The sequence below is a fragment of the Rhodobacteraceae bacterium M385 genome (assembly GCA_025141835.1).
Lineage (GTDB): Bacteria > Pseudomonadota > Alphaproteobacteria > Rhodobacterales > Rhodobacteraceae > Gymnodinialimonas.
Map to the genome: position 1 here is coordinate 496,868 of CP081102.1, position 25,669 is coordinate 522,536.

Annotated in this window: 23 protein-coding genes and 1 tRNA gene; 20 read left to right on the forward strand and 4 right to left on the reverse strand. The window is 58.6% G+C overall.

Annotated elements, in window-relative coordinates:
- Window positions 1-367: 367 nt before the first annotated feature.
- Window positions 368-901, forward strand: a complete 534-nt coding sequence (locus K3728_02480; protein UWQ96132.1) for a GNAT family N-acetyltransferase — start codon at window positions 368-370, stop codon at window positions 899-901.
- 78 nt (window positions 902-979) lie between these two features.
- Here the strand turns inward: K3728_02480 and K3728_02485 are convergent, their stop codons facing one another.
- Entirely contained in the window at window positions 980-1,249 is a 270-nt protein-coding gene (locus K3728_02485; GenBank protein UWQ96133.1) for a hypothetical protein, read from the reverse strand.
- Between the two features lie 128 nt (window positions 1,250-1,377).
- On the opposite strand from K3728_02485, the gene K3728_02490 reads away from it, so the two are divergent.
- Window positions 1,378-1,453: transfer RNA gene (locus tag K3728_02490), tRNA-Trp, on the forward strand.
- Between the two features lie 33 nt (window positions 1,454-1,486).
- On the opposite strand, the gene K3728_02495 is transcribed toward K3728_02490, so the two are convergent.
- Complete coding sequence (locus K3728_02495; GenBank protein UWQ96134.1) at window positions 1,487-1,948, reverse strand: YdcF family protein; 462 nt, start codon at window positions 1,946-1,948, stop codon at window positions 1,487-1,489.
- A 70-nt stretch (window positions 1,949-2,018) separates the two neighbouring features.
- On the opposite strand from K3728_02495, the gene secE reads away from it, so the two are divergent.
- A complete protein-coding gene (gene secE, locus K3728_02500) occupies window positions 2,019-2,210 on the forward strand; it encodes a preprotein translocase subunit SecE (GenBank protein UWQ96135.1) in 192 nt (63 codons plus the stop codon).
- Between the two features lie 192 nt (window positions 2,211-2,402).
- On the forward strand, window positions 2,403-2,936 hold the full coding sequence (gene nusG / locus K3728_02505) for a transcription termination/antitermination protein NusG (GenBank protein ID UWQ96136.1): 534 nt from the start codon (window positions 2,403-2,405) through the stop codon (window positions 2,934-2,936).
- Between the two features lie 59 nt (window positions 2,937-2,995).
- On the opposite strand, the gene K3728_02510 is transcribed toward nusG, so the two are convergent.
- A complete protein-coding gene (locus K3728_02510; GenBank protein ID UWQ97417.1) occupies window positions 2,996-3,892 on the reverse strand; it encodes a LysR family transcriptional regulator in 897 nt (298 codons plus the stop codon).
- Between the two features lie 100 nt (window positions 3,893-3,992).
- Between K3728_02510 and K3728_02515 the strand changes: the two genes are divergently transcribed.
- The 16 genes from K3728_02515 (at window position 3,993) to tuf (ending at window position 23,922) form a co-directional block, all read left to right on the forward strand.
- On the forward strand, window positions 3,993-4,490 hold the full coding sequence (locus K3728_02515) for a lactoylglutathione lyase family protein (GenBank protein UWQ96137.1): 498 nt from the start codon (window positions 3,993-3,995) through the stop codon (window positions 4,488-4,490).
- 231 nt (window positions 4,491-4,721) lie between these two features.
- Window positions 4,722-5,174: a 50S ribosomal protein L11 gene (rplK, locus tag K3728_02520; GenBank protein ID UWQ96138.1), complete on the forward strand. Its 453-nt coding sequence runs from the start codon at window positions 4,722-4,724 to the stop codon at window positions 5,172-5,174.
- Window positions 5,175-5,179: 5 nt separating this feature from the next.
- On the forward strand, window positions 5,180-5,878 hold the full coding sequence (gene rplA / locus K3728_02525; protein ID UWQ96139.1) for a 50S ribosomal protein L1: 699 nt from the start codon (window positions 5,180-5,182) through the stop codon (window positions 5,876-5,878).
- A 343-nt stretch (window positions 5,879-6,221) separates the two neighbouring features.
- Entirely contained in the window at window positions 6,222-6,734 is a 513-nt protein-coding gene (gene rplJ, locus K3728_02530) for a 50S ribosomal protein L10 (protein UWQ96140.1), read from the forward strand.
- Window positions 6,735-6,796: 62 nt separating this feature from the next.
- Complete coding sequence (gene rplL, locus K3728_02535; protein ID UWQ96141.1) at window positions 6,797-7,168, forward strand: 50S ribosomal protein L7/L12; 372 nt, start codon at window positions 6,797-6,799, stop codon at window positions 7,166-7,168.
- 276 nt (window positions 7,169-7,444) lie between these two features.
- Window positions 7,445-11,584: a DNA-directed RNA polymerase subunit beta gene (gene rpoB / locus K3728_02540; GenBank protein UWQ96142.1), complete on the forward strand. Its 4,140-nt coding sequence runs from the start codon at window positions 7,445-7,447 to the stop codon at window positions 11,582-11,584.
- Window positions 11,585-11,677: 93 nt separating this feature from the next.
- The gene (gene rpoC, locus K3728_02545) at window positions 11,678-15,892 is read left to right on the forward strand and encodes a DNA-directed RNA polymerase subunit beta' (GenBank protein ID UWQ96143.1); all 4,215 of its coding nucleotides are present in this window, start codon (window positions 11,678-11,680) and stop codon (window positions 15,890-15,892) included.
- 115 nt (window positions 15,893-16,007) lie between these two features.
- A complete protein-coding gene (locus tag K3728_02550; GenBank protein ID UWQ96144.1) occupies window positions 16,008-16,364 on the forward strand; it encodes a VOC family protein in 357 nt (118 codons plus the stop codon).
- Complete coding sequence (locus K3728_02555) at window positions 16,357-16,668, forward strand: DUF1801 domain-containing protein (protein UWQ96145.1); 312 nt, start codon at window positions 16,357-16,359, stop codon at window positions 16,666-16,668. Before K3728_02550 ends, K3728_02555 begins: the two co-directional genes overlap by 8 nt.
- Window positions 16,669-16,737: 69 nt before the next feature.
- Window positions 16,738-17,649 (forward strand): putative rhamnosyl transferase, encoded by a 912-nt coding sequence (locus tag K3728_02560; protein ID UWQ96146.1) that lies wholly within the window; start codon window positions 16,738-16,740, stop codon window positions 17,647-17,649.
- The gene (locus K3728_02565; GenBank protein UWQ96147.1) at window positions 17,646-18,524 is read left to right on the forward strand and encodes a DMT family transporter; all 879 of its coding nucleotides are present in this window, start codon (window positions 17,646-17,648) and stop codon (window positions 18,522-18,524) included. The genes K3728_02560 and K3728_02565 overlap by 4 nt, the downstream gene beginning before the upstream one ends.
- On the forward strand, window positions 18,517-19,344 hold the full coding sequence (locus K3728_02570; GenBank protein ID UWQ96148.1) for a putative rhamnosyl transferase: 828 nt from the start codon (window positions 18,517-18,519) through the stop codon (window positions 19,342-19,344). Before K3728_02565 ends, K3728_02570 begins: the two co-directional genes overlap by 8 nt.
- A 256-nt stretch (window positions 19,345-19,600) precedes the next feature.
- Window positions 19,601-19,972 carry a 30S ribosomal protein S12 gene (gene rpsL, locus K3728_02575; protein UWQ96149.1) on the forward strand — a complete coding sequence of 124 codons (372 nt, stop codon included), beginning with the start codon at window positions 19,601-19,603 and terminating at the stop codon, window positions 19,970-19,972.
- Between the two features lie 12 nt (window positions 19,973-19,984).
- Window positions 19,985-20,455 (forward strand): 30S ribosomal protein S7, encoded by a 471-nt coding sequence (gene rpsG, locus K3728_02580; protein UWQ96150.1) that lies wholly within the window; start codon window positions 19,985-19,987, stop codon window positions 20,453-20,455.
- A gap of 95 nt (window positions 20,456-20,550) precedes the next feature.
- Window positions 20,551-22,671: an elongation factor G gene (gene fusA, locus K3728_02585; GenBank protein UWQ96151.1), complete on the forward strand. Its 2,121-nt coding sequence runs from the start codon at window positions 20,551-20,553 to the stop codon at window positions 22,669-22,671.
- 75 nt (window positions 22,672-22,746) lie between these two features.
- Window positions 22,747-23,922: an elongation factor Tu gene (gene tuf / locus K3728_02590; protein UWQ96152.1), complete on the forward strand. Its 1,176-nt coding sequence runs from the start codon at window positions 22,747-22,749 to the stop codon at window positions 23,920-23,922.
- 424 nt (window positions 23,923-24,346) lie between these two features.
- Here the strand turns inward: tuf and K3728_02595 are convergent, their stop codons facing one another.
- Window positions 24,347-25,588: a hypothetical protein gene (locus tag K3728_02595; GenBank protein ID UWQ96153.1), complete on the reverse strand. Its 1,242-nt coding sequence runs from the start codon at window positions 25,586-25,588 to the stop codon at window positions 24,347-24,349.
- Window positions 25,589-25,669: the final 81 nt, after the last annotated feature.

The following is a 25,669-nucleotide window of genomic DNA, read 5'->3' on the forward strand; positions in this document are numbered from 1 at the left end:
GAGAGCCCGAGGCATCACCCGGTAGAAATAGAAAAGGCCGCCCCGAACAGGGCGGCCTTTGTCATGAGTGGGCCGTCGAGGGTTTTGAACAGCGGCGGGAAAAGGCGCTCTTGCTGAAGCTAAACCAGCCGGCCCACACCGTTGAAGTTAGGAAAGGCCCTCGCCACAAGCGGGGGCCTTGTTCCATGCCTCCCCCCAAACCGCACGCACCGCCTCTCCCTTCATCTTGGCAAATACACCTCCCCCCGGAGGGCCCCTCACCACACGGCAATACGCCTCCAAAAAGGGCGCGCCTTTATCCTGTGTCTCCGGCACTCAACCACTATACTGACCTTGCGCACCCTCAGGCATTCGACTGGAAAGCCCCATGCAAGACCTATCTCCCGCCCCCAGGTTAACGACAGATCGCTTGCTACTACGCGGCCCCGAACGCGGTGACCTGCCCGCTTTCACCCGCTTTGTCACCAGCGCCCCTTCCATGGTTGCGCAGGGGGAGGCCGACACAGCGGAGCAAGCATGGTTCGCCTTCATGGCCGGGATCGGCCACTGGCATTGGCACGGATTCGGTTTTTTTGTTCTGGTCGAGAAACGAACAGGGCTTCCCGTCGGTCGGGTGGGTTTGATCCAGCATTCAAACTGGCCCGATGTGGAATTGGCCTGGCATCTGTTTGAAGGGGCCGAGGGGAAAGGCTTCGCCACGGAAGCCGGGATCGCTGTCAAAGCTTGGGCACGAGAGGCCCTGGGGCTGGAGCAGCTCTATAGCTACATCGACATAACCAACACACGGTCACAGGCTGTGGCCAGAAGGCTTGGTGCGACAACGGATGGCACGCGCGCAGCCCATGAGGAGGAGGCCGAAGTGTGGGTTCATACCGTGGACGCCACGCCACACCCTTGGTGACGTTTTGCACCAAGCCACACAACAAAAAGCCGCCCCCGATTAAAGGGGCGGCTGCTTCTCCAAAGATCGCCTTGTCGCTTATTGGATCAGGCCTTCGCGGCGGAATAGGGCTTCGATCTGCTGGGTCAGCTCGAAGTCGGAATATGAGCCGCGGCGGATAAGCAGCAGGTGAAGCTCGCTAATGGCAGAACATTGCAGCGCACCATAAGGCAGATTGCGCGCACGGGCAGGTGCCCGGTTGAAAACGGTCTGGCGCAATTGGTTGCAGCTATGGCTATCGGCGGCGGCCATGGACGGGATCATGGGCAATGCCATGGCAAGGGAAAGGGTCAAAATAAGGGATCGCATAAGGGGTTTTCTCCAGAAGGGGTTATTGGAACTACCTTAACATGCGACTTTTCATCTGTCCGAGTAGGGATTTCCGTATCCTGTATCTAGACATGGGCGGGAATCCGGCCTACTCCGTGCCTCGGTCTAGGGGCGTAGCTCAGTTGGTAGAGCACCGGATTCCAAATCCGACGGTCGGGAGTTCGAGTCTCTCCGCCCCTGCCAGACCACCCTTCCCAGAAAATATATGCGCCGTGTTCAGCGAATCCCTGTCAGAACCGCGATGACACCGGGGATTTCTCGCAGCCAACCTTTGATCTGCGGCCACAGCCGTGCGCCTTTCAGGGGCGGGGCGCTGGTCGTCACACGCAAGCCTTCGCGTCGGGCAATCAGGCGGGCACGGGGCAGGTGATAGGCATCCGATACGATCAACACATCGGTTTCGCCCTGTAGCAAAGGGATCGCGTTGCGGATGTTCTCTAAGGTGTTGGTAGAGGTGTCTTCCAACCGGATTGCGTTGGTCGGCACGCCCGCGTCTTGCAAGATCGCGGACATCGCCTTGGCCTCGGTCGGGGGGAAACGCCCCAGACCGCCGCAGGGAATCACAATCGTCCCGCGCCCCGCATGAAAAAGCGCGGCGCCATGGAGCGTTCGCCGCCGCAATGTGGGCGAGGGGCCATCGCGCCAAACAGCGGCGCCTAAAATCAGGATTGCTGTCACCTGCTCAAGCCTCCTTGCATGACTGCGCCCTCATGCGTATATGCCGGGTGATCCAAGGAAGTGACCGACCATGACAAACCCGTTCCAGTTTTTGCAGCAAACCCGCTCTGAAGTGGCGAAAGTTGTCTGGCCGACCCGCCGCGAAGTGCTGGTTACCACAGCTATGGTCTTTGTCATGGCCGTTATCGCCGCGATCTTCTTCTTCGGCGTTGATTGGGCGATCCGCAACGCGCTTGAGCTGATCCTGACCTCCTTCGGTTAACTTTCGGTCTGATTGCCTGCGCTATCTGGGGCTTGATTTCCCCGAGCATGAGGCGTACTCCGCCTTCATTCCCCAATATTTAAGCATCTGACAGCGCGCACCGCTGGGATGTGGTAATGGGGAGAGGGCCGATTCTGGCCTTGGTGAAACATTCGGCCCGGCACGGGCCCGCTAATAAACGGAAACGCACTCATGGCGAAGCGCTGGTACTCGGTCTCGGTTCTGTCGAACTTTGAAAAACGCATCGCAGAGCAGATCAGGACCGCCGTGGCCGAAAAGGGCCTGGAAGACGTGATCGAAGAAGTGCTGGTGCCCGAAGAAGACGTGATCGAAATCCGTCGCGGCAAAAAGGTCACCGTACCGCGCCGCTTCATGCCCGGCTATGTGCTTGTCCGCATGGAAATGACCGACATCGGGTATCACGTGATTTCCTCGATCCAGCGGGTTACAGGTTTCCTTGGTCCCCAAGGCCGCCCCATGCCCATGCGCGATGAAGAGGTGAACTCGATCCTCAACCGCGTGGAAGAAGGCGAAGCATCGCCACGGTCCACCATCACGTTCGACGTGGGCGAGAAGGTCAAAGTCAACGACGGCCCGTTCGAGGATTTCGACGGCATGGTCGAGGAAGTGGACGAAGAGAACCAACGCCTCAAGGTTACGGTTTCCATCTTCGGCCGCGCGACGCCAGTGGAGCTGGAATACACGCAGGTTTCCAAGCAAATGTAAGCGCAGATTGCGCAAAGGTTACAGGGCCGTTCCGAAGGGGGCGGCCTTTTGCGTTGGGGTCAAGTCCGAGTGATCTGCCGGGCGGCTTCGGCGATCACGTCGCTGGCACGGCTGAGGCGGGCCGAAAGCGGGCGCCCGTGGCGCTGCCCGAGCCATAGCTCGTGCCAATGGCGGTGGGGCAGCGGAGAAATGCGGAGGTCAGCCTTTCCGGCGAAGGCCTCAACTCCGCTGCGGGGCAGGAGCGTGTAGCCGATGCCCTGCGCCACCGGGGCGGGAATCTGTCCGATCTGGTTCACGCTGCCCCGCAGGCGCAGTCGGTCAGCGCCGGCGTAGGCTTCGGGGAAGTTCATTTTCAGGAGGTCATCGGCATAGGCGAAGCCGTCCGGATGGGCGATGAACCCGCGGCTTTGCAGATCGTCGAAGCTGACGGGCCCTTTCGGTGAATCGGCAGGAAGCACAAGGCAAAGTTCCTCCCGACCCAAAAAGCGTGCGTCCAGCCGTGGATGGTCCGGGTCGGCGGCGAAGATGCCGAGGTCATAGCGACCCTCCAGAACCCCCGCGCGGATGTCGGCCTGAGGGGCGGCGTGAAGATGCAGCGAGAGGTCCGGCGCAGATTCCATCCACGGTAAGAGCAGCGGATAGAGCAACATGGCGAAGCTGCCGGAGCAGGCGATGTTGACCGGGCCGGTGTTCGGGTCGTCTGTGGCAATCGCCTCGCGCAGGGCGCTTTCTTCTGCACGACGTGCGCGGCCGAGGGCAAAGACAGCCTCGCCCGCAGGTGTCATCGTGAAGCTGCGGCCTTGGCGGCTGATTAGCCCTTGGCCGACTTGCTGTTCAAGTTTGCGCAGGTGTTGGCTCACGCCCGGTTGTGTCATGTTCAGCCGCTCTGCTGTGCGGGTGAAGTGGCCGGTTTCGCAGAGAGTGGTGAACGTTTCGAGCCAGGTGGAATTCAACATTTGCATAACAAATCGTTTGGAAATTATTACCAATCAATAATTTCACATAAATGGTCTCAAGGTCCATATCAACGTTATCCCAATTCTAAGGAAACGTTCCATGACACCCACCCCGCGCACCTTTTCCCATATTGGTCTTTCGGTCCCCGACCTTGAAGCCGCCGTAAAGTTCTATTCCGAAGTTCTTGGCTTCTACGTCGTCATGCAGCCCACGGAAGCGGCGGAGGACGACAGCGCCATAGCCGTAATGTGCACCGACGTATTCGGGCCCGGTTGGGGCTCGCTCCGGATCGCACATCTGTCGACTGCCGATGGCATCGGCATCGAGATCTTCGAGTTCCCGGACAATTATGCCCCGGAGGAAAAGCTGGAGCACAGGCGCCACGGCACCTTCCATTTCGCGATCCAAGATCCCGACGTTGAAGGGTTGGTCGAACGGATCGTCGCCGCCGGAGGCCGCCAGCGGATGCCAGTGCGGGAGTATTTTCCGGGAGAGAAGCCCTACCGGATGGTCTATGTGGAAGACCCCTTTGGTATCGTGTTCGAATTATACAGTCACAGCTACGAGTTGACTTACTCGGCGGGGGCTTACGCCTAACGTTGTGGTATGGCCCTGCGTGACGCCGCTTCCCCGTCGCCAGGACGGGGCGGCATTTTCCATTTGCCATGGCAGCGATTCCGGCATAGGAGGCGGGCTTCCATGGATGGGCGCGTCGCGTCTGTCCCTGAAATCTGTGGGAGGCCCGGCGCACGCGCGCGCCAAACCAGACCACGTCAACAAAGGCCCCGCTACGCGATGCTGGGGCTGTTGGTATAAAGGAGAGGCCTCATGGCCAAGAAACTCGTCGGCTCGATGAAGCTGCAGATCCCTGCAGGTCAAGCCAACCCAAGCCCCCCAGTGGGCCCTGCGCTGGGTCAGCGCGGCATCAACATCATGGAATTCTGCAAGGCGTTCAACGCCAAGACGCAGGAAATGGAGCAAGGCGCCCCTTGCCCGACCGTGATTCAGTACTACCAAGACAAATCCTTCACGATGGACATCAAGACGCCACCTGCGTCGTACTATCTGAAGAAAGCAGCTGGCCTGAAGAACGTCGGCAAGCGTAACCGTCCTCGGGGTGCCGAGCTGCCCGGTCGTGAGACCGTGGCCTCGATCACGTCCAAGCAGCTGCGCGAGATCGCAGAAGCCAAGATGGTAGACCTCAGCGCGAACGACGTTGAAGCAGCAATGAAAATCATCCTTGGCTCCGCCAAGTCGATGGGCATCGAGGTGAAGGGGTAATAACCATGGGTAAAGTGGGAAAACGCTTCACCGCTGCTAAAGCAGCCTTTGAAGGTCAAGAGAACGTCACGGTTGAAGAAGCTGTTGCGCTGATCAAAGCCAACTCGAAGACCAAATTCGATGAAACGGTCGAGATCGCCCTGAAGCTTGGCGTTGATCCTCGTCACGCAGACCAAATGGTTCGTGGCACGGTCAACCTGCCAAACGGCACCGGTAAAACAGTTCGTGTGGCTGTGTTCGCTCGGGGCCCCAAGGCTGATGAAGCCACGGCTGCTGGCGCGGATATCGTCGGCGCAGAAGACCTGATGGAAACCGTGCAAAGCGGCAAGATCGACTTCGATCGCTGCATCGCAACACCTGACATGATGCCCATCGTTGGTCGTCTGGGTAAGGTGCTTGGCCCCCGGAACCTGATGCCGAACCCAAAAATCGGCACAGTGACCATGGACGTTAAAGAGGCCGTTGAAGCCGCCAAAGGCGGTCAGGTCCAGTTCAAGGCCGAGAAAGCCGGTGTCGTTCACGCAGGCGTTGGCAAGGTTTCCTTCTCGGAAGCTCAGCTTGTTGAAAACATCCGCGCGTTCGTGGATGCGGTTTCCAAGGCGAAGCCAACAGGCGCCAAAGGTTCCTACATGCAGAAGATCAACCTGTCCTCCACCATGGGTCCAGGCGTGTCTTTGAATGTGGACAACGCGACAGGCAACTAAGCCTACAGCGAAGTGATTTGAACGGCGCGAGGGTATCCCCCTCGCGCCGTTTTTTATGGGCTAGTTGACTGCGCCCCCTTGGCAAACTGCACCGATCCGTTTAGGGACGCCCTTGCAGCAGAGCGTGCGATTCGTCGGACGCTCTTTTGCGTTTCGTCCGAGACGGTGGGTTGGGGCCTTAAAATCCTGTTAATTCCTGCCTGAGATGGGATCAGACATAAGTTGAACGCTCACCCGTTGAGCGCTTGGCGGTGTTTGGTTCCGTTGCCAATGCGGACCAAAAACCGCCGGAGCGATCCGGTTAATTGAGCGGCGAGGAAACTCGCCAAATTGGAGAAAACCTGTGGATAGAGCCCAGAAAGAGAAAGTGGTCGAGGAACTCGGCCAGATCTTTGAAAGCTCTGGCGTCGTGGTAGTTGCACACTATCAGGGCCTCACGGTTGCTAACATGCAGGATCTGCGCGGTCGCGTTCGCGAAGCGGGTGGTTCTGTGCGTGTTGCCAAGAACAAGCTCGCCAAGATTGCCCTTGATGGAACGCCTGCCGCTGGCATCGCTGACCTGATGACGGGCATGACGGTTATGGCCTATTCGGAAGACCCGGTCGCTGCTGCTAAAGCTGCGGACGAGTTTGCCAAAGAGAATGACAACTACGTCATCCTCGGCGGTGCGATGGGCGATAACATCTTGGATGCCGATGGTGTTAAAGCCGTTGCGAAGATGCCTTCCCGCGAGGAGCTTATTGCTTCCATCGTTGGTTGTATCGGCGCACCTGCCTCCAACATCGCCGGTGCCATTGGCGCGCCTGCCTCGAATATCGCTTCCATCCTTTCGACTATCGAAGAGAAGGCGGCGTAAGCACCCGTTGAGACCCCAACCCTTGTGGCGTTGGAACACATACTTACATACGGAAAAAGCAAATGGCTGATCTGAAGAAACTCGCAGAAGACATCGTTGGTCTGACCCTCCTGGAAGCCCAGGAACTGAAGACCATCCTGAAAGACGAATACGGCATCGAGCCCGCCGCTGGCGGCGCAGTAATGATGGCCGGTCCTGCTGACGGTGGCGCAGCCGCTGAAGAGCAGACCGAATTCGACGTCGTTCTGAAGAACGCCGGCGCCTCCAAGATCAACGTGATCAAGGAAGTTCGCGGCATCACGGGCCTCGGCCTGAAAGAAGCAAAAGACCTGGTCGAAGCCGGTGGCAAGATCAAAGAAGGCGTCGACAAAGCGGAAGCCGAAGACGTCAAAGCCAAGCTGGAAGCAGCTGGCGCAGAGGTCGAGCTGGCCTAATTTGGTTGGCAGCCCCACCTGTTGGGGCGAAGAATTGGCTGGATCCGAGGGAAACCTTGGGTCCAGCCGTATCTGTCTTAGAAGACGACACCTGTAGCGGGTGCGTTTTGGTAAGGGCCCTTTTCGGAAGGGGTGTTTTCCAAGGCGATGACAATGGATCGTGCTTTGCCGGTGGGACGGCAGACAGATTGATCCGTCATGTCTTATTTCTTGCTACCCTCAGCCGGGGCCCCGACGGCATGAGGGAGGCGCGAGAAACGAAAGGTGCGATCGAACATGGCGCAAACTTACGCAGGCCAGAAACGAATCCGCAAATTCTACGGAAAAATCGACGAGGTTCTGGCAATGCCGAACCTGATCGAGGTGCAGAAGTCGTCCTACGACCTGTTCCTCAAGTCTGGTGACCAGCTAGAGCCGACAGACGGCGAAGGCATCAAAGGTGTTTTCCAGTCGGTTTTCCCGATCAAGGATTTCAACGAAACGGCAATCCTGGAGTTCGTGAAATACGAACTGGAGACGCCCAAATTCGATGTTGAGGAGTGCCAGCAGCGCGACCTCACTTACGCCGCGCCCCTGAAGGTGACGCTGCGGCTCATCGTGTTTGATATCGACGAGGACACAGGTGCCAAGTCGGTCAAAGACATCAAAGAACAAGACGTGTTCATGGGCGACATGCCCCTGATGACGCCAAACGGGACGTTCGTTGTGAACGGCACCGAGCGTGTGATCGTATCCCAGATGCACCGCTCTCCCGGCGTGTTCTTCGATCACGACAAAGGCAAGACTCACTCTTCCGGCAAGCTGCTGTTCGCTTGCCGCATCATTCCCTACCGCGGATCGTGGTTGGACTTCGAGTTTGACGCCAAAGACATCGTCTTCTCGCGCATCGACCGCCGCCGTAAATTGCCTGTCACGACTCTGCTCTACGCTTTGGGTCTGGATCAAGAAGGCATCATGGATGCCTATTACGACACGGTTAACTTTAAGTTGGTTAAGGGCGAAGGCTGGTCCACGAAGTTCTTCCCGGAACGTGTTCGTGGCACACGCCCAGTGGCCGATCTGGTGGACGCCAAGACCGGTGAAGTGATTGCCGAAGCTGGCAAGAAGGTCACCCCGCGCGCGGTCAAGAAATGGATCGAAGAGGGCGAAATCGAAAACCTGCTGGTGCCTTTCGACGGCATCATTGGTCGCTTCGCAGCTAAAGACATCATCAACGAAGAAACCGGTGCGATCTACGTCGAAGCCGGTGACGAGTTGACGTGGGAAATCGGCAAAGACGGCGAAGTCAGCGGCGGGACGCTGAAAGAGCTGATCGATGCGGGTATCACCGATATTCCAGTCCTCGACATCGATAACGTCAATGTCGGTCCCTACATGCGCAATACGCTGGCCGTGGATAAGAACCTCAACCGTGAAGGCGCGTTGATGGACATCTACCGCGTCATGCGTCCGGGTGAGCCGCCCACCGTTGAAGCGGCGTCGGCTCTGTTCGACCAGCTGTTCTTCGACAGTGAGCGTTATGACCTGTCCGCCGTGGGCCGGGTGAAGATGAACATGCGTCTCGATCTGGACGCGGAAGACACCATGCGCACCCTGCGCAAGGAAGACATCATCTCCTGCATCAAGGCGTTGGTAGAGCTGCGCGATGGCCGCGGCGACATCGATGACATTGACCACCTCGGAAACCGTCGTGTGCGTTCCGTTGGCGAGTTGATGGAAAACCAGTACCGCGTTGGCCTGCTCCGCATGGAGCGCGCGATCAAAGAGCGTATGTCCTCGGTCGAAATCGACACGGTCATGCCGCAAGACCTGATCAACGCCAAACCAGCAGCCGCTGCCGTGCGTGAGTTCTTCGGCTCTTCGCAGCTGTCGCAGTTCATGGACCAAACCAACCCGCTGTCGGAAGTCACGCACAAGCGTCGTCTTTCTGCGCTTGGGCCAGGTGGTCTGACGCGGGAACGTGCAGGCTTTGAGGTTCGCGACGTTCACCCGACCCACTACGGTCGGATGTGCCCGATTGAAACGCCTGAAGGGCCGAACATTGGTCTGATCAACTCGTTGGCCACCTACGCCCGCGTGAACAAATACGGCTTCATCGAAACGCCTTACCGCCGCGTGAACGACGCTGTGGTTTCCGATGACGTGGTCTATATGTCCGCGACGGAAGAAATGCGCCACACCGTGGCGCAGGCGAACGCGAACCTTGATGAAAACGGCAAGTTCGTGAACGACATGGTCAACACGCGGATGTCCGGCGAATACACGCTGAACCCCCGTGAAGCGATCGACCTGATCGACGTATCGCCCAAGCAGTTGGTTTCTGTCGCGGCATCGCTGATTCCGTTCCTTGAAAACGACGACGCCAACCGCGCGTTGATGGGATCGAACATGCAACGTCAGGCCGTGCCGCTTCTGCAAGCGGATGCGCCTTACGTCGGCACCGGGATCGAGGCTGTTGTGGCCAAGGACTCCGGCGCTGCGATCATGGCCAAGCGGGGCGGTGTCATCGACCAAGTCGATGCACAGCGTATCGTTATCCGGGCCACCGAAGACCTTGAGTTGGGCGATGCGGGCGTTGATATCTACCGTCTGCGCAAGTTCCAGCGGTCCAACCAGAACACCTGCATCAACCAGCGCCCGCTGGTGAAGGTGGGTGACAAAGTCCAGAAGGATGAGGTTATCGCCGACGGTCCATCCACCGACATCGGTGAACTGGCGCTCGGCAAGAACGTGATCGTCGCGTTTATGCCTTGGAACGGCTACAACTACGAAGACTCGATCCTGATTTCTGAGCGTATTTCGCGTGATGACGTCTTCACTTCGATCCACATCGAGGAATTTGAAGTCGCTGCCCGTGACACGAAGCTTGGGCCAGAAGAGATCACCCGTGACATCCCCAACGTCGGTGAGGAAGCCCTGCGCAACCTCGACGAAGCGGGCATCGTCTACATCGGCGCCGAAGTGGAGCCGGGCGATATCCTTGTGGGTAAGATCACGCCAAAGGGCGAAAGCCCGATGACGCCGGAAGAGAAACTTCTGCGCGCCATCTTTGGTGAGAAAGCTTCGGACGTTCGTGACACCTCGCTGCGCGTGAAGCCCGGCGATTACGGCACGATCGTGGAAGTGCGCGTCTTCAACCGCCACGGTGTGGAAAAGGACGAACGTGCCCTCCAGATCGAGCGGGAAGAAGTTGAGCGTCTGGCCCGTGACCGCGACGACGAGTTGGTGATCCTGGAGCGGAACATCTACGCCCGTCTGCGCGGCATGATCCTTGGCAAAACCGCTGTGAAAGGCCCCAAAGGCGTAAAAGCCGATACGGTCATCACCGAAGAGTTGCTGGACGATCAATTGTCCCGCGGTCAGTGGTGGCAGCTTGCTTTGGAAGACGAGCAGGACGCGGCCCATATCGAAGCCCTGAACCAACAGTTCGACACGCAGAAACGCGCGCTCGACCACCGGTTCGAGGACAAGGTTGAGAAGGTCCGTCGCGGCGACGATCTGCCTCCGGGTGTGATGAAGATGGTCAAAGTCTTCATCGCCGTGAAGCGCAAGCTTCAGCCTGGCGATAAGATGGCTGGTCGTCACGGGAACAAAGGTGTGATCTCGAAGGTGGTCCCAATGGAGGACATGCCATTTCTTGCGGATGGTACACCGGTTGATTTCTGTCTGAACCCACTGGGCGTTCCATCGCGGATGAACGTTGGTCAGATTCTTGAAACCCACATGGGTTGGGCCGCACGCGGCATGGGTCTGCAAATTGACGAAGCGCTGGACGAATATCGCCGCCATGGTGACCTGACCCCAGTGCGTGAAGCGCTCAAGATTGCTTACGGCGATGATGTCTACGAAGAGGCCTTCGCATCGCGTGATGAGGAATCGCTTCTGGAAGCCGCAGGCAACGTTACCAAAGGTGTTCCGATTGCAACGCCCGTCTTTGACGGCGCGAAGGAAGCGGATGTGAACGACGCGCTGATCCGCGCTGGCTTCTCCACCTCGGGTCAGTCGAAACTGTTCGACGGTCGTACCGGTGAACAGTTCGCCCGTGAAGTTACGGTGGGTGTGAAGTACCTGCTGAAATTGCACCACTTGGTGGACGACAAGATCCACGCCCGTTCCACGGGGCCGTACTCGCTTGTTACGCAGCAGCCGCTGGGTGGTAAGGCGCAGTTCGGTGGTCAGCGCTTCGGTGAGATGGAAGTTTGGGCATTGGAAGCTTACGGCGCCGCCTACACCTTGCAGGAAATGCTGACGGTGAAATCGGATGACGTGGCTGGCCGGACGAAAGTCTACGAGAGCATCGTCAAGGGTGAGGACAACTTCGAGGCCGGCGTACCGGAATCGTTCAACGTTCTCGTCAAAGAGGTCCGCGGTCTGGGCCTCAACATGGAACTCCTGGATGCAGAGGGTGAGGAGTGAGCTGAACTCCGGGCCAAGGCCCGGTCTACGGCAAACGGGTATACCGGGCTTTAGCCCGGGTGCCCCACCCAACGCGACATTCGAGGTACTAAGATGAACCAGGAACTGACAAACAACCCGTTCAACCCGCTGACGCCGCCAAAGGCATTCGACGAGATCAAGGTCTCGCTCGCTTCGCCCGAGCGCATTCTCAGCTGGTCCTACGGCGAAATTAAAAAGCCCGAGACGATCAACTATCGTACGTTCAAGCCCGAGCGTGATGGTCTGTTCTGTGCTCGGATCTTTGGCCCGATCAAAGATTACGAATGCCTTTGCGGCAAATATAAGCGGATGAAGTATCGCGGCGTTGTCTGCGAGAAATGCGGTGTGGAAGTCACGCTGCAAAAGGTCCGTCGTGAGCGTATGGGCCACATCGAACTGGCCGCGCCCGTTGCGCATATCTGGTTCCTCAAGTCGCTGCCAAGCCGCATCGGCCTGATGCTGGATATGACTCTGCGTGATCTGGAACGTATTCTTTATTTCGAGAACTATGTGGTGATCGAGCCCGGCCTGACCGACCTGCAATACGGTCAGTTGATGGGCGAAGAAGAGTTCATGGACGCCCAGGACGCCTATGGCGCCGACGCGTTCCAGGCCAACATCGGTGCGGAAGCCATCCGCGAGATGCTGTCCCAGATCGACCTCGAGTCCGAGGCCAACCAGCTGCGCGAGGACCTCAAAGAGGCCACCGGCGAGCTGAAGCCAAAGAAGATCATCAAGCGTCTGAAGATCGTTGAATCCTTCCTCGAGTCCGGTAACCGGCCCGAATGGATGGTCATGACAGTTGTACCGGTCATCCCGCCAGAGCTGCGCCCACTGGTGCCGCTGGATGGGGGCCGTTTCGCGACGTCCGACCTCAACGACCTGTATCGCCGCGTGATCAACCGGAACAACCGCCTGAAGCGTCTGATCGAACTTCGCGCGCCGGACATCATCATCCGTAACGAAAAACGGATGTTGCAGGAATCTGTCGACGCTCTGTTCGACAACGGCCGTCGTGGCCGCGTAATCACGGGTGCCAACAAGCGTCCGCTGAAATCGCTGTCCGACATGCTGAAAGGTAAGCAGGGTCGCTTCCGTCAAAACCTTTTGGGTAAGCGCGTCGACTTCTCGGGTCGTTCGGTCATTGTGACCGGTCCGGAGTTGAAGCTGCACCAGTGTGGTCTGCCGAAGAAGATGGCGTTGGAACTGTTCAAGCCGTTCATCTATTCGCGCCTTGAAGCCAAGGGCCTGTCTTCCACCGTGAAGCAAGCCAAGAAGCTGGTCGAGAAAGAGCGTCCCGAGGTTTGGGACATCCTCGACGAGGTGATCCGTGAGCATCCGGTTCTGCTGAACCGTGCGCCCACGCTGCACCGTCTTGGCATTCAGGCGTTCGAGCCGGTTCTGATCGAAGGTAAAGCGATCCAGCTTCACCCGCTGGTCTGTTCCGCGTTCAACGCCGACTTCGACGGCGATCAGATGGCCGTGCACGTGCCGCTTTCGCTGGAAGCACAGCTTGAAGCCCGCGTTCTGATGATGTCCACGAACAACGTTCTGTCGCCTGCAAACGGCGCGCCGATCATTGTTCCGTCGCAGGATATGATCTTGGGCCTCTACTACGTCACGCTTGCGCGTGAGGGCATGGTTGGCGAAGGCATGATCTTCTCTGACGTGGACGAAGTGCGTCACGCGCTGGATGCTGGTGAAATCCACCTGCACTCCAAGATCACCGCGCGTCTTCCTCAGATCGATGACGAAGGCAACGAGTACCTGAAACGGTTTGAAACAACGCCGGGTCGTGTGCTTCTGGGTGCGCTTCTGCCGCTGAACGCGAAAGCGCCGTTTGATTTGGTGAACCGTCTTCTGCGGAAGAAAGAGGTGCAGCAGGTCATCGACACCGTCTACCGTTATTGCGGTCAGAAAGAGTCGGTTATCTTCTGTGACCAGATCATGACCATGGGCTTCCGTGAAGCGTTCAAGGCCGGCATCTCGTTCGGTAAGGACGACATGGTTATCCCTGACACCAAATGGGAGCTGGTTGATGAGGCCCGCGACCAGGTGAAAGAGTTCGAACAGCAGTACATGGACGGCCTGATCACTCAGGGTGAAAAGTACAACAAGGTCATCGACTCGTGGTCGAAGGTGAACGACAAAGTCACCGACGCCATGATGGGCACGATCTCGGCCTCCAAGCGGGACGAGAACAATGCCGAGATGGAGCCGAACTCGGTCTACATGATGGCTCACTCCGGTGCGCGTGGCTCGGTCACCCAGATGAAGCAGTTGGGCGGCATGCGCGGCCTGATGGCCAAGCCGAACGGCGAGATCATCGAGACGCCGATTATCTCGAACTTTAAAGAAGGCCTGACCGTTCTCGAATACTTCAACTCCACCCACGGTGCTCGTAAGGGTCTGTCGGATACGGCGTTGAAAACAGCGAACTCGGGTTACCTGACACGTCGTCTTGTGGACGTGGCGCAGGACTGCATCGTGCGTATGGACGATTGTGGGACTGAGAACACGATCAAAGCCGAAGCGGCTGTCAACGACGGTGAAGTCGTGGCGTCTTTGGCTGAGCGTATTCTGGGCCGGACCGCCGGTGAGGATGTCTTCATTCCGGGTACGGATGAGATCATCGTCGCCAAGGGTGAGCTGATCGACGAACGTAAAGCCGATGCGGTGGAAGCCGCTGGCGTCACCACCATGCAAATGCGTTCGCCGCTGACCTGTGAAGCGGAAGAGGGCGTTTGCGCCACCTGCTACGGTCGTGACCTTGCACGCGGTACGAAGGTGAACACCGGCGAAGCCGTGGGCATCATCGCGGCGCAGTCGATTGGTGAGCCGGGCACACAGCTGACGATGCGGACGTTCCACATCGGCGGCGTTGCGCAAGGTGGCCAGCAGTCGTTCCAAGAGGTGAACGTCGACGGTAAGGTCGAGTTCCGCAACGCGAACTTGCTGACCAATGCGGCTGGCGAGAACGTCGTGATGGGCCGGAACATGGTTCTGGCGATCATGGACGATCAAGGTGCAGAACGCGCCTCGTTCAAGCTTGGCTACGGTACCAACGTTCTTGTGCAAGAAGGCGCAATGGTTACCCGTGGCGACCGTCTGTTCGAATGGGATCCCTATACCCTGCCGATCATCGCGGAAGCAGCGGGTCAGGCGAAGTTCGTTGACCTTATCTCCGGTATTTCGATCCGGGATGAGACCGATGACGCGACAGGCATGACCCAGAAGATCGTCTCGGACTGGCGCACGGCCCCCAAAGGCAATGAGCTGAAGCCCGAGATCATCATCGCCGATGCCGATGGCGAACCGATGCGGAATGAGCAGGGTAACCCTGTGATCTACACCATGTCGGTGGATGCGATTTTGTCGATCGAAGAAGGTCAGGCCGTCAAAGCCGGTGACGTGATCGCTCGTATCCCACGGGAAGGCGCGAAGACGAAGGACATTACCGGTGGTCTGCCGCGTGTTGCTGAACTCTTCGAAGCCCGTCGTCCTAAGGACCACGCAATCATCGCGGAAATCGATGGCTACGTGAAATTTGGCCGCGACTTCAAGAACAAGCGTCGGATCGGCATTGTTCCTGCGGATGAAAGCCAAGAGTCCGTGGAATACATGGTGCCTAAGGGTAAGCACATTCCTGTAGCCGAAGGCGACTTCGTGCAGGTTGGTGATTACATCATGGACGGCAACCCCGCGCCGCACGACATTCTTGCCGTGTTGGGTGTGGAGGCTCTGGCCGACTACATGATCGCAGAGGTGCAGGACGTGTACCGTCTTCAGGGCGTGAAGATTAACGATAAACACATCGAGGTTATCGTTCGTCAGATGCTTCAGAAGTGGGAAATCCAGGACTCCGGTGAAACCACGCTGCTCAAGGGCGAGCATGTCGACAAGGCCGAGTTCGTGGCTGCCAACGAGAAGGCCATCCGTGACGGTCGCCGTCCGGCACAGGGGGAACCGATCCTTCTGGGTATCACCAAGGCGTCGCTGCAAACCCGCAGCTTCATCTCTGCCGCGTCCTTCCAGGAAACAACGCGCGTGCTGACCGAAGCTTCGGTTCAGGGCAAGCGGGACAAACTGGTTGGCCTGAAAGAAAACGTCATCGTGGGTCGTCTGATCCCGGCGGGCACCGGTGGTGCGACACAGGAAGTCGAGCGCATCGCCAAGTCGCGTGACCAAGTGGTTGTTGATGCGGCGCAAGCCGAAGCAGCCGCCGCCGCCGCACTGGCCGCCCCTGTTGTGGAAGAACCCACAGCAGAAGGTGACGCAGCCGAATAAGGCTTTGCCTCAGAAAGAATTGAAGACGCCCCGTTGGAAACAGCGGGGCGTTTTTGTGTGGAAATGGGGCGAGGGGCTGTTAAAGTTCTTGAAATGTTCCTTCCCGGAGACTCCCATGGCCAGCGACCAAAATCCCCCCATCGACTATATAGAATTCACCTCGCCTGAGGTGGAGAAGACGCAAGAATTCTTCACCAAGGCTTTCGGCTGGACCTACATCGACTACGGCCCCGACTACAAAGACATCCAAGGCGCGGGCCTTGGCGGCGGGATCGAACGCGGCGCAACTCGCGCCCCATTGCCGGTTCTCAAGGCCGATGATCTGGAAGCCATGCTGGACCGCGTAAAGGCCGCAGGGGCCGAGATCACGAAAGACATCTTTGAATTCCCCGGCGGGCGCCGGTTCCAGTTCCGGGAACCAGGCGGCACCGAGATGGCGGTTTGGACCACGGTCGGAGACGATCATGGATGAGTTGGCGCAGGTGGCTGAGGCAGTGAAAGCCCTCGCACGCGACATTGCACCCGAGGTTGAGTGTGTCTCCAAATATGGCGGAGAGGTTTTCGTCCCCAACCCCACAGCGCCGAAGCGCTTTGTGGGGGGCGTGTTTATCTACAAGGAACATCTGTCGGTCGAGTTTTCCGATGGGGCCAACTTCGATGATCCCCTCGGGTTACTGCAAGGCAAAGGCGAGGCGCGCAGGCATTTGAAGTTGCACAATCTGGCTGAGATCTCAGAGAAATCCGTTGCCGGCTTTCTGCGCCAAGCCTTCGACTAGGTTACAGGGGATTCCCCAAAGCGAACAATTCGCCTAACTTCTGCCGTAACGGCCGGGTAGGGGCATTTTATGAGTGCAGTGAACAAGATCATCGGCGTGTGCCGCTTCTCGTATTTGGGCGATGCGGGCTTTCGCACCTTGAAGGGCGGGGCAGAGGAGGCGGCCAAAGTGCTTTACGCGCCGGGCCGGATGCAGCGCCGTTTCGCGTATTTCGAAAACATTTGTTTGCCGTCCTTGGCCGTGCAAACCGACCCCGACTTCACCCTTGTCGCGTTGATCGCTGACACGATGCCGTTCCATTTCCGCAAACGCCTGAAACGGTTGGCCGAAAAGTACCCTTTCCTGCGCATTGCGACGCTTGAAGCCGCGGGGCCCCTCAACTCTACCCGGCGGGCCTTCCGGCGTGGCTTGGACGAGGAGGAAGCAGACTTCATCACCGGGTTCAGGCTCGATGACGATGACGCCGTGGGCATTGATTACATCGAGCGCACGAGAGAGATTTCCGACAACCTGATCAAGCTTGGGTGGGCCACCGCCGAGGTGCCTGCGGCCGTATGCTTCCATCGGGGCATTTACTGGGACATGAAACGCGATGAGGATCAGTTCTGGGATTACTCCGAGCCGCAGCCTTTGGGCCTTGCGGCAGCAATGATCCACCATCCTGACAGCCAACATAACATCTACCGCTGGAACCATCGAAAGCTGGCCTGCAACGCGCGATGCTGGATTGATCCCCACGAATATATGTTTGTGCGCACGCTTCACGGACACAACGATAGCGACCGGTCCATTCCGCCCGGCGCACGGCAATTGCCCGATTGGCAGGCCCGTAAGTTGTTTCGCGAACGCTTTGGCCTGAACCCCAAGCGGCTGCTTCCGATGATGAAAAAGCTGCAAGAAGAGGGCTCCGGCATGGCCCGGCAACTGGCCGCAGAGGCGCGGGCGGATATGGACCAACCGGATGTGGGCGGCGACGAATGACACCCAACCTGAAGGGTGCGTGCCTGATGATGGCCAGCATGGCGTCGTTCACCATGAACGACGCTGTGGTGAAGCTCATCACCGAAGATGTGCCTCTGTTCCAGTTCGTGCTGATCCGGGGCCTGTTGACGACGGCTCTGATGGCGGCCACGGCCTATGCCTTTGGTGGTCTTAGCCTGCGCATCCCCCGCGCCGACCGGCCCCGCGTGGCCCTGCGCACCTTCTTCGAAATCGGCTCGATGGTCGCGTTCCTGTCGGCTTTGGTGAACATGCCCATCGCAAACGCCACCGCGATCCTTGCGGCCTTGCCCCTGTCCATCACTGTCGGCGCTGCCGTGTTTTTTGGCGAGCCTTTGGGCTGGCGCAGGATCACTGCGACCTTGATCGGCGCGGTGGGGGTATTGATGATCGTGCAGCCCGGCACGGATGGCTTCAACGCCCATTCCCTGTGGGCTTTGGTGGCGGTCGTCTTGGTCACGGGCCGGGATCTGGTCACCCGTGGGTTTAGCGATGACGTGCCCTCCATGGGCGTCGCTGTCATCACCGCCTTCGCGGTCAGCCTTGTGGGCGGCGTGCTTTCCACGCGTGAGGCTTGGGTTGCGTTTGACGGCTATAGCCTTGTGTTGCTTATGCTGGCCTCGGTTCTGATTATCGGGGGATACGTCTTCTCGATACTTGTGATGCGAGTGGGCGAAGTCTCGGTCGTGGCGCCGTTCCGATACTCGGCGTTGGTGTTCGCGCTGATCCTTGGATTGGTGATCTTTAGCGAATGGCCCAATGGCCTCGCCCTTTGTGGTGCATTGATCGTGGTAGCTACGGGCATCTACACGCTGATCCGCGAACAGCGCTTATCAAGGAGGCAAACCCTTGGCTGAAGGTGTGCAAATCCAAGGGCTGTGCCGCTTCTCGTTCCCTTGCACCGGGGGCTTCAAGAAGTACCACGAAAGCCTAGAGGACCGGCGAGCCGCGCTTTACGCGCCCAAGCGGTTGGACGAGCGGACGCTGTGGTTCGAGCATATCTTTCTGCCGCCCCTACGGGCGCAAACCGACAAGGATTTCACGCTTCATCTGTTGTTGGGAGAGGACTTTCCTGATCCGTGGCGGTCCCGTGTGGAAGCCGCGATTGCCGATGTGCCTCAGGTACAGGCCCACTGGCGAGAGCCGGGCGATCACCGGGCGATATGCCGCGATGTGATGTGGGGTGGCCGCGATGGTTCGCGGGCCGTGGTGGCCGAGTTCCGGCTGGACGATGACGACGCTGTCGCGGTGGACTACGTGCAGCAGCTTCGGCGCAGTTGGGGCAAGGTCGCGCGCTTAGCGAACTTCCACGGCCGAGTGGCCTTGGACCACGGCAAAGGCATGGTGTTGGAGGCGCAGGGTGACGGCACGATCAAGCCCCATGTGCTTAATACCCATTGCTGGTCAGCGGGGCTGGCGATCTATCTGAAGCCCGATGATGAGGCGATCATCATGGACTTTCCCCATCACAAAATCTGGGCACGGGTGCCGTTTGTGAACTTGACCGATAGCGTAATGTTCATACGCGGCGATCACGCCCATAACGATGCGAAAACCCCTTTCGGGGCCGGACAGCCAATTCCCATGAAGGCCGAGGACATCGCCCCGCTGATCCAGCGGCGCTTTGCGATTGATTTGCCCCGGTTCGAAGCTGAATGGCACGGCCTGACCGCTTGAACGGGTGGCGCTGTTGACAGGGTAGGCGACTCCACCTATACGGCGCGCATCTGGCTAGGACGCAACTCGTGTCCCGTAATGCCAAACTACAGTTCTGAGTGGCCACGATCCGGGCAATTTAAGCGCCTTGATCCTCTGGAAATTCCTCCGCGGCGTCCTCCAGGTAGGGAAGGGACCACGCGGTTTTGGTGTTGTCTATGTGGTTTGGCCACGCATGGGACACCAGACATAAAGATGAGCAAACCGGGGAGACCCCATGCCAACGATCCAACAGCTGATCCGCAAGCCGCGGCAGCCTAAAGTAAAACGCTCCAAGTCTCAGCACATGGAAGGCTGCCCGCAGAAGCGCGGCGTCTGCACACGTGTTTATACAACGACTCCAAAGAAGCCGAACTCGGCTATGCGGAAAGTTGCGAAGGTTCGTCTGACGAACGGCTTCGAGGTCATCAGCTACATCCCCGGTGAAAGCCACAACCTTCAGGAGCACTCTGTGGTTCTGATCCGTGGCGGTCGAGTAAAAGACCTTCCCGGTGTGCGTTACCACATCCTGCGCGGTGTACTCGACACGCAAGGCGTTAAAGACCGCCGCCAGCGTCGTTCGAAGTACGGCGCCAAGCGCCCCAAATAAGGAGAGCAGCAGATGTCACGTCGTCACGCCGCCGAGAAACGCCAGGTTCTGCCAGACGCCAAATTTGGCGATATGGTCCTGACCAAATTCATGAACAACCTGATGATCGACGGCAAAAAGTCCGTCGCTGAGCGGATTGTTTACAACGCCTTCGATCGTGTTGAAGGCAAGTTGAAGCGCGCCCCCGTGGAAGTTTTCCACGAAGCGCTTGAAAACATCAAACCCGCCGTGGAAGTCCGCTCCCGCCGTGTGGGTGGTGCCACCTATCAGGTGCCCGTTGATGTGCGCCCCGAGCGCCGCGAAGCATTGGCCATCCGTTGGTTGATCAACGCGTCCCGCGCCCGGAACGAGAACACCATGGAAGAGCGTCTGGCCGGTGAGCTGGTTGATGCGGTCAACATGCGTGGTTCCGCCGTTAAAAAGCGCGAAGACACCCACAAGATGGCCGACGCCAACCGCGCGTTCAGCCACTACCGCTGGTAATAATTCGGCGCCGGTTCATCCCGGCGCTGACAAGCGATCAGGCGGCCCCAACCGGGGGCCGCTTCCCCGTTTAAACTTTAGTCTTAGGACAACCCATGGCACGCGATTATCCTCTCGAGCGCTACCGTAACTTCGGAATTATGGCCCACATTGATGCGGGCAAAACAACCTGTTCCGAGCGGATTCTGTATTACACAGGTAAATCCCACAACATCGGTGAGGTGCACGATGGTGCAGCCACGATGGACTGGATGGAGCAGGAGCAGGAGCGTGGCATCACGATCACCTCCGCTGCGACCACCACGTTCTGGGAGCGGACAGAAAACGGCACCGAAGCCGATTCTGAAAAGCACCGTCTGAACATCATCGACACCCCCGGCCACGTTGACTTCACCATTGAGGTTGAGCGTTCCTTGGCCGTTCTCGACGGCGCGGTTTGCGTGCTGGACGCGAACGCCGGTGTTGAGCCTCAGACTGAAACGGTTTGGCGTCAGGCCGACCGCTACAAAGTTCCTCGGATGGTGTTCGTCAACAAGATGGACAAGATCGGCGCGGACTTCTTCAACTGCGTTCACATGATCGAAGACCGCACTGGCGCCCGCGCCATCCCCGTCGGCGTGCCAATCGGCGCCGAGACGGAGCTGGAAGGCCTGGTTGACCTCGTGACCATGGAAGAGTGGCTGTGGCAGGGTGAAGACCTTGGCGCGTCCTGGGTGAAGGCGCCGATCCGCGCCGAGCTCCAAGACATGGCCAACGAATGGCGTGCGAAGATGATCGAAGCCGCCGTCGAGCAAGACGACGACGCGATGGAAGCCTACCTGATGGAAGGCACCGAGCCCGACGTTCCAACCCTGCGCGCCTTGCTGCGTAAGGGCACGCTCGCCATGGCATTCGTTCCCGTTCTGGGCGGTTCCGCATTCAAGAACAAAGGCGTGCAGCCCCTGCTGAACGCTGTTGTTGACTACCTGCCGAGCCCGCTCGATGTGGTTGACTACATGGGCTTTAAGCCCGGCGACGAAGAAGAAGTTCGGAACATCGCTCGCCGTGCCGACGACGACATGGCCTTCTCGGGCCTGGCGTTCAAAATCATGAACGACCCCTTCGTGGGCTCCTTGACCTTTGTCCGGATCTACTCCGGTCAGCTGCGCAAGGGCGACAACATGATCAACTCGACCAAAGGCAACAACGAGCGCGTTGGTCGAATGATGATGATGCACTCCAACAACCGCGAAGAGATCGAAGAGGCATTCGCCGGCGACATCATCGCGTTGGGTGGCCTGAAGAACACGACGACCGGTGACACGCTTTGCGACAAGAACGACCCCGTTGTTCTGGAAACGATGACGTTCCCCGATCCAGTGATCGAGATCGCCGTTGAGCCCAAGACGAAAGCGGACCAAGAGAAAATGGCGATGGCGCTTCAGCGCTTGTCGGCAGAAGACCCCTCTTTCCGCGTTGAGACTGATTTGGAATCCGGCCAGACCATTATGCGTGGTATGGGCGAACTCCACCTCGACATTCTCGTCGATCGCATGAAGCGTGAGTTCAAGGTTGAAGCCAACATCGGTGCGCCTCAGGTGGCTTACCGTGAGACGATCGGCCACGAAGTCGAGCATACCTACACCCACAAGAAACAGTCGGGTGGTTCGGGTCAGTACGCTGAAGTCAAACTGCTCATCTCTCCAACGGAGCCGGGCGAAGGTTACTCGTTCGAATCCAAGATCGTTGGTGGTGCTGTTCCAAAAGAATACATCCCCGGCGTCGAGAAGGGCATCAAGTCCGTCATGGACAGCGGTCCGCTTGCGGGCTTCCCCGTGATCGACTTCAAGGTGCAACTGCTGGACGGTAAGTTCCACGACGTTGACTCCTCGGTTCTCGCATTTGAAATCGCATCCCGCATGGGTATGCGTGAAGGGATGCGGAAAGCGGGCGCCAAGCTGCTCGAGCCTATCATGAAGGTCGAGGTCATTACGCCAGAGGATTACACCGGTGGTATCATCGGCGACCTCACATCGCGTCGTGGTCAGGTTCAGGGTCAAGATACGCGCGGCAATGCCATCGCGATCGACGCCTTTGTTCCGCTGGCCAACATGTTCGGCTACATCAACACCCTGCGTTCCATGTCTTCGGGCCGCGCGCAGTTCTCGATGCAGTTCGATCACTACGAACCCGTTCCGCAGAACATCTCGGACGAGATCCAAGCGAAATACGCCTAAGTGGCGGGGCGGATCGTCCGCCCGCCCCACCCAACTGGGCCCTCGCGCCCGAGATCAAATTAAGGAGGCCATCCCATGGCAAAGGAAAAGTTTGAACGCTCTAAGCCGCATGTGAACATCGGCACGATTGGTCACGTTGACCACGGCAAGACGACGCTGACGGCGGCGATCACCAAGCAGTTTGGTGACTTCCGCGCGTATGACGAGATTGACGGTGCGCCCGAAGAGAAAGCGCGCGGGATCACCATCTCGACGGCGCACGTTGAGTACGAGACGGAGACCCGTCATTACGCGCACGTAGACTGCCCAGGCCACGCTGACTATGTGAAGAACATGATCACCGGTGCGGCTCAGATGGACGGCGCGATCTTGGTGGTTAACGCCGCTGACGGTCCTATGCCCCAGACGCGCGAGCACATCCTGCTCGGTCGTCAGGTCGGCATTCCGTACATGGTTGTTTACATGAACAAAGTTGACCAGGTTGACGACGAGGAGCTGCTGGAGCTCGTGGAAATGGAAATCCGCGAACTGCTGTCTTCCTACGAGTACCCTGGCGACGACATTCCTGTGATCCCTGGTTCGGCTCTGGCCGCTCTGGAAGACCGCGACGATGCGATCGGCAAAGACTCCATCGCCAAGCTGATGGCGGCTGTGGACGATTACATCCCGACGCCCGCGCGCGCCGTGGACCAGCCGTTCCTGATGCCGATCGAAGACGTGTTCTCGATCTCTGGCCGTGGCACGGTTGTGACCGGTCGTGTTGAGCGTGGCGTGATCAACGTCGGCGAAGAAATCGAGATCGTGGGCATCCGCGACACCACCAAGACGACTTGCACGGGCGTTGAAATGTTCCGCAAGCTTCTGGACCGTGGTGAGGCGGGCGACAACATCGGCGCGCTGCTGCGTGGTGTTGACCGTGAGGGCGTTGAGCGCGGGCAGATTCTCTGCAAGCCGGGTTCTGTCAAGCCGCACACGAAGTTCGAAGCCGAGGCGTATATCCTGACCAAGGAAGAGGGTGGCCGTCACACGCCGTTCTTCGCCAACTACCGTCCTCAGTTCTACTTCCGTACCACGGACGTAACGGGCACGGTTGAGCTCCCAGCGGGCACCGAGATGGTGATGCCGGGCGACAACCTGAAGTTCAACGTTGAGCTGATCGCCCCAATCGCGATGGAAGACGGCCTGCGCTTTGCCATCCGTGAAGGTGGCCGGACCGTTGGTGCTGGTGTTGTTGCGAAGATCATCGAGTAACCGCGACTTTTCCTAAGAAAAGTCTGCGGAGTGGGCCTTGGGTGGCAGTGTCTTTTGGAAACCAAAAGATCACGAGAGCCCGAGGCATCACCCGGTAGAAATAGAAAAGGCCGCCCCGAACCGGGCGGCCTTTTTCATGGAAGGGCCGTCGAGGGTTTTGAACAGCGGCGGGAAAAGGCGCTCTTGCTGAAGCTAAACAAGCCGGCCCACACCGTTGAAGCTGGGACGGCCCTCGCCAAAAGCGGGGGCCTTGTTCCATGCCTCCCCCCAAACGGCACGCACCGCCTCTCCCTTCATCTTGGCAAATACACCTCCCCCCGGAGGGCCCCTCACCACACGGCAATACGCCTCCAAAAAGGACGCGCCGCGGCGGATAAGCCGTGACCTGCTTCCCTGAGAAGTCCGCCGCAGTCAGGCGGCTTTCTCAGTGGCGGACTGAAGGTTCAACCGGCGGCGCGGCCTCGGCGGTCGGTTGCTTTGTGCACCGCGACAACAACAGGGTTTCAAACGCCGCGAAAACGCGGTTCATGGGGGCCTTCTTGTAGGGAAAGGTGCGCTCGCAATCCATGTCGTGGACGATCAATGCGTTGTCTGCCTCAAAGAGGATCAGGTTGCCCGCCGCGTCCTCGGCGCAATCAATGCCGAAATAGTCCAGACCAAGGGCAGCTGCCAGAAGCTCAAAAGTCGCTGCGTGGCGCTTCCCGATGCCCGTCGCGAACCCAGCCATGAACGCGGCTTCCTCTTGGCGCTTTTCTTCGGAGGCGGCCATGTTCGCGTTCATGTACCAGACATTCCACTGATCCGAGACTGCCATGTGACATGGATAGGCTTTTCCGTCGATGACGATGATGCGGTACTTACGGAAACACCTATCGGTGGGCGAGGCGTAGTCAATGAATTCGCTTACATAGAACGCTTTTTCGGGCCGGTCGGAGAGGTAGCTCAGGAAATCTTTGCGGGTCTCGATCTTCCGCAAACCGTGCCCGGCATGGGAGCCTTCAGGGCGCACCACGAAGGGATAGCTGCCAATGCCACCCCAATCATGATCGCCCTCCCTCAACGCCAGGGTCAGGTCATGGCGGGCCCAGAGCGCCGTTTGGGGCAGATGCAGCCCGGGCACGTCAGCGAAAAGATCGGGGAGGAGATCGCGCTTGGGCTTTACGAGAATTGGGGGCAGGTTGATTACGGTCGTGTCGCTAAGGGCGCTGATGGCGCGTACGGTGGCGAAGAACTTGTCAGCATCTGCCCCATCGGCAGGCGCTGCGCAGAAGGCGACGTCGTGGCGAGGCGGAACTTGCAGGTTGGAGTCGTCAAGATCCGGGTAGAAAGTGACCACATCAAAGGTGTCGTTATGAAGTAGGAACTCTATAGGGGTGTTGCCGCCCATATGTAGGGACGCTGCATAGACCAAAAGCGTTTTGCGCGGAGCCTTGCTTCGATGGGTTCGAAACACCCGGCATGATGACAGCGCCTCTGCCTGATGTTCCAACCCTTCGGCCCGATTGCCAAGCAATTGCTCGACCGTGGAAAGGTCCATCAAGGCTCCGGCACGGGTTTGCGCATGGGCGGTCAGGGCGGCAAGTTCATCCCGGAAGGGGATAAGGTCGACCCCTTCATAGGCGAATTTGGTTAAGGCGGCTGTTCCCAGCTTTGTTTGAGGTTCCATTCTGGCTCCTATCCAAGTGGAGACAGGCTGGCAGAGAACTCTTAATGATTGGTTGATCCTCCGTGGGCCACTCTGGGGATT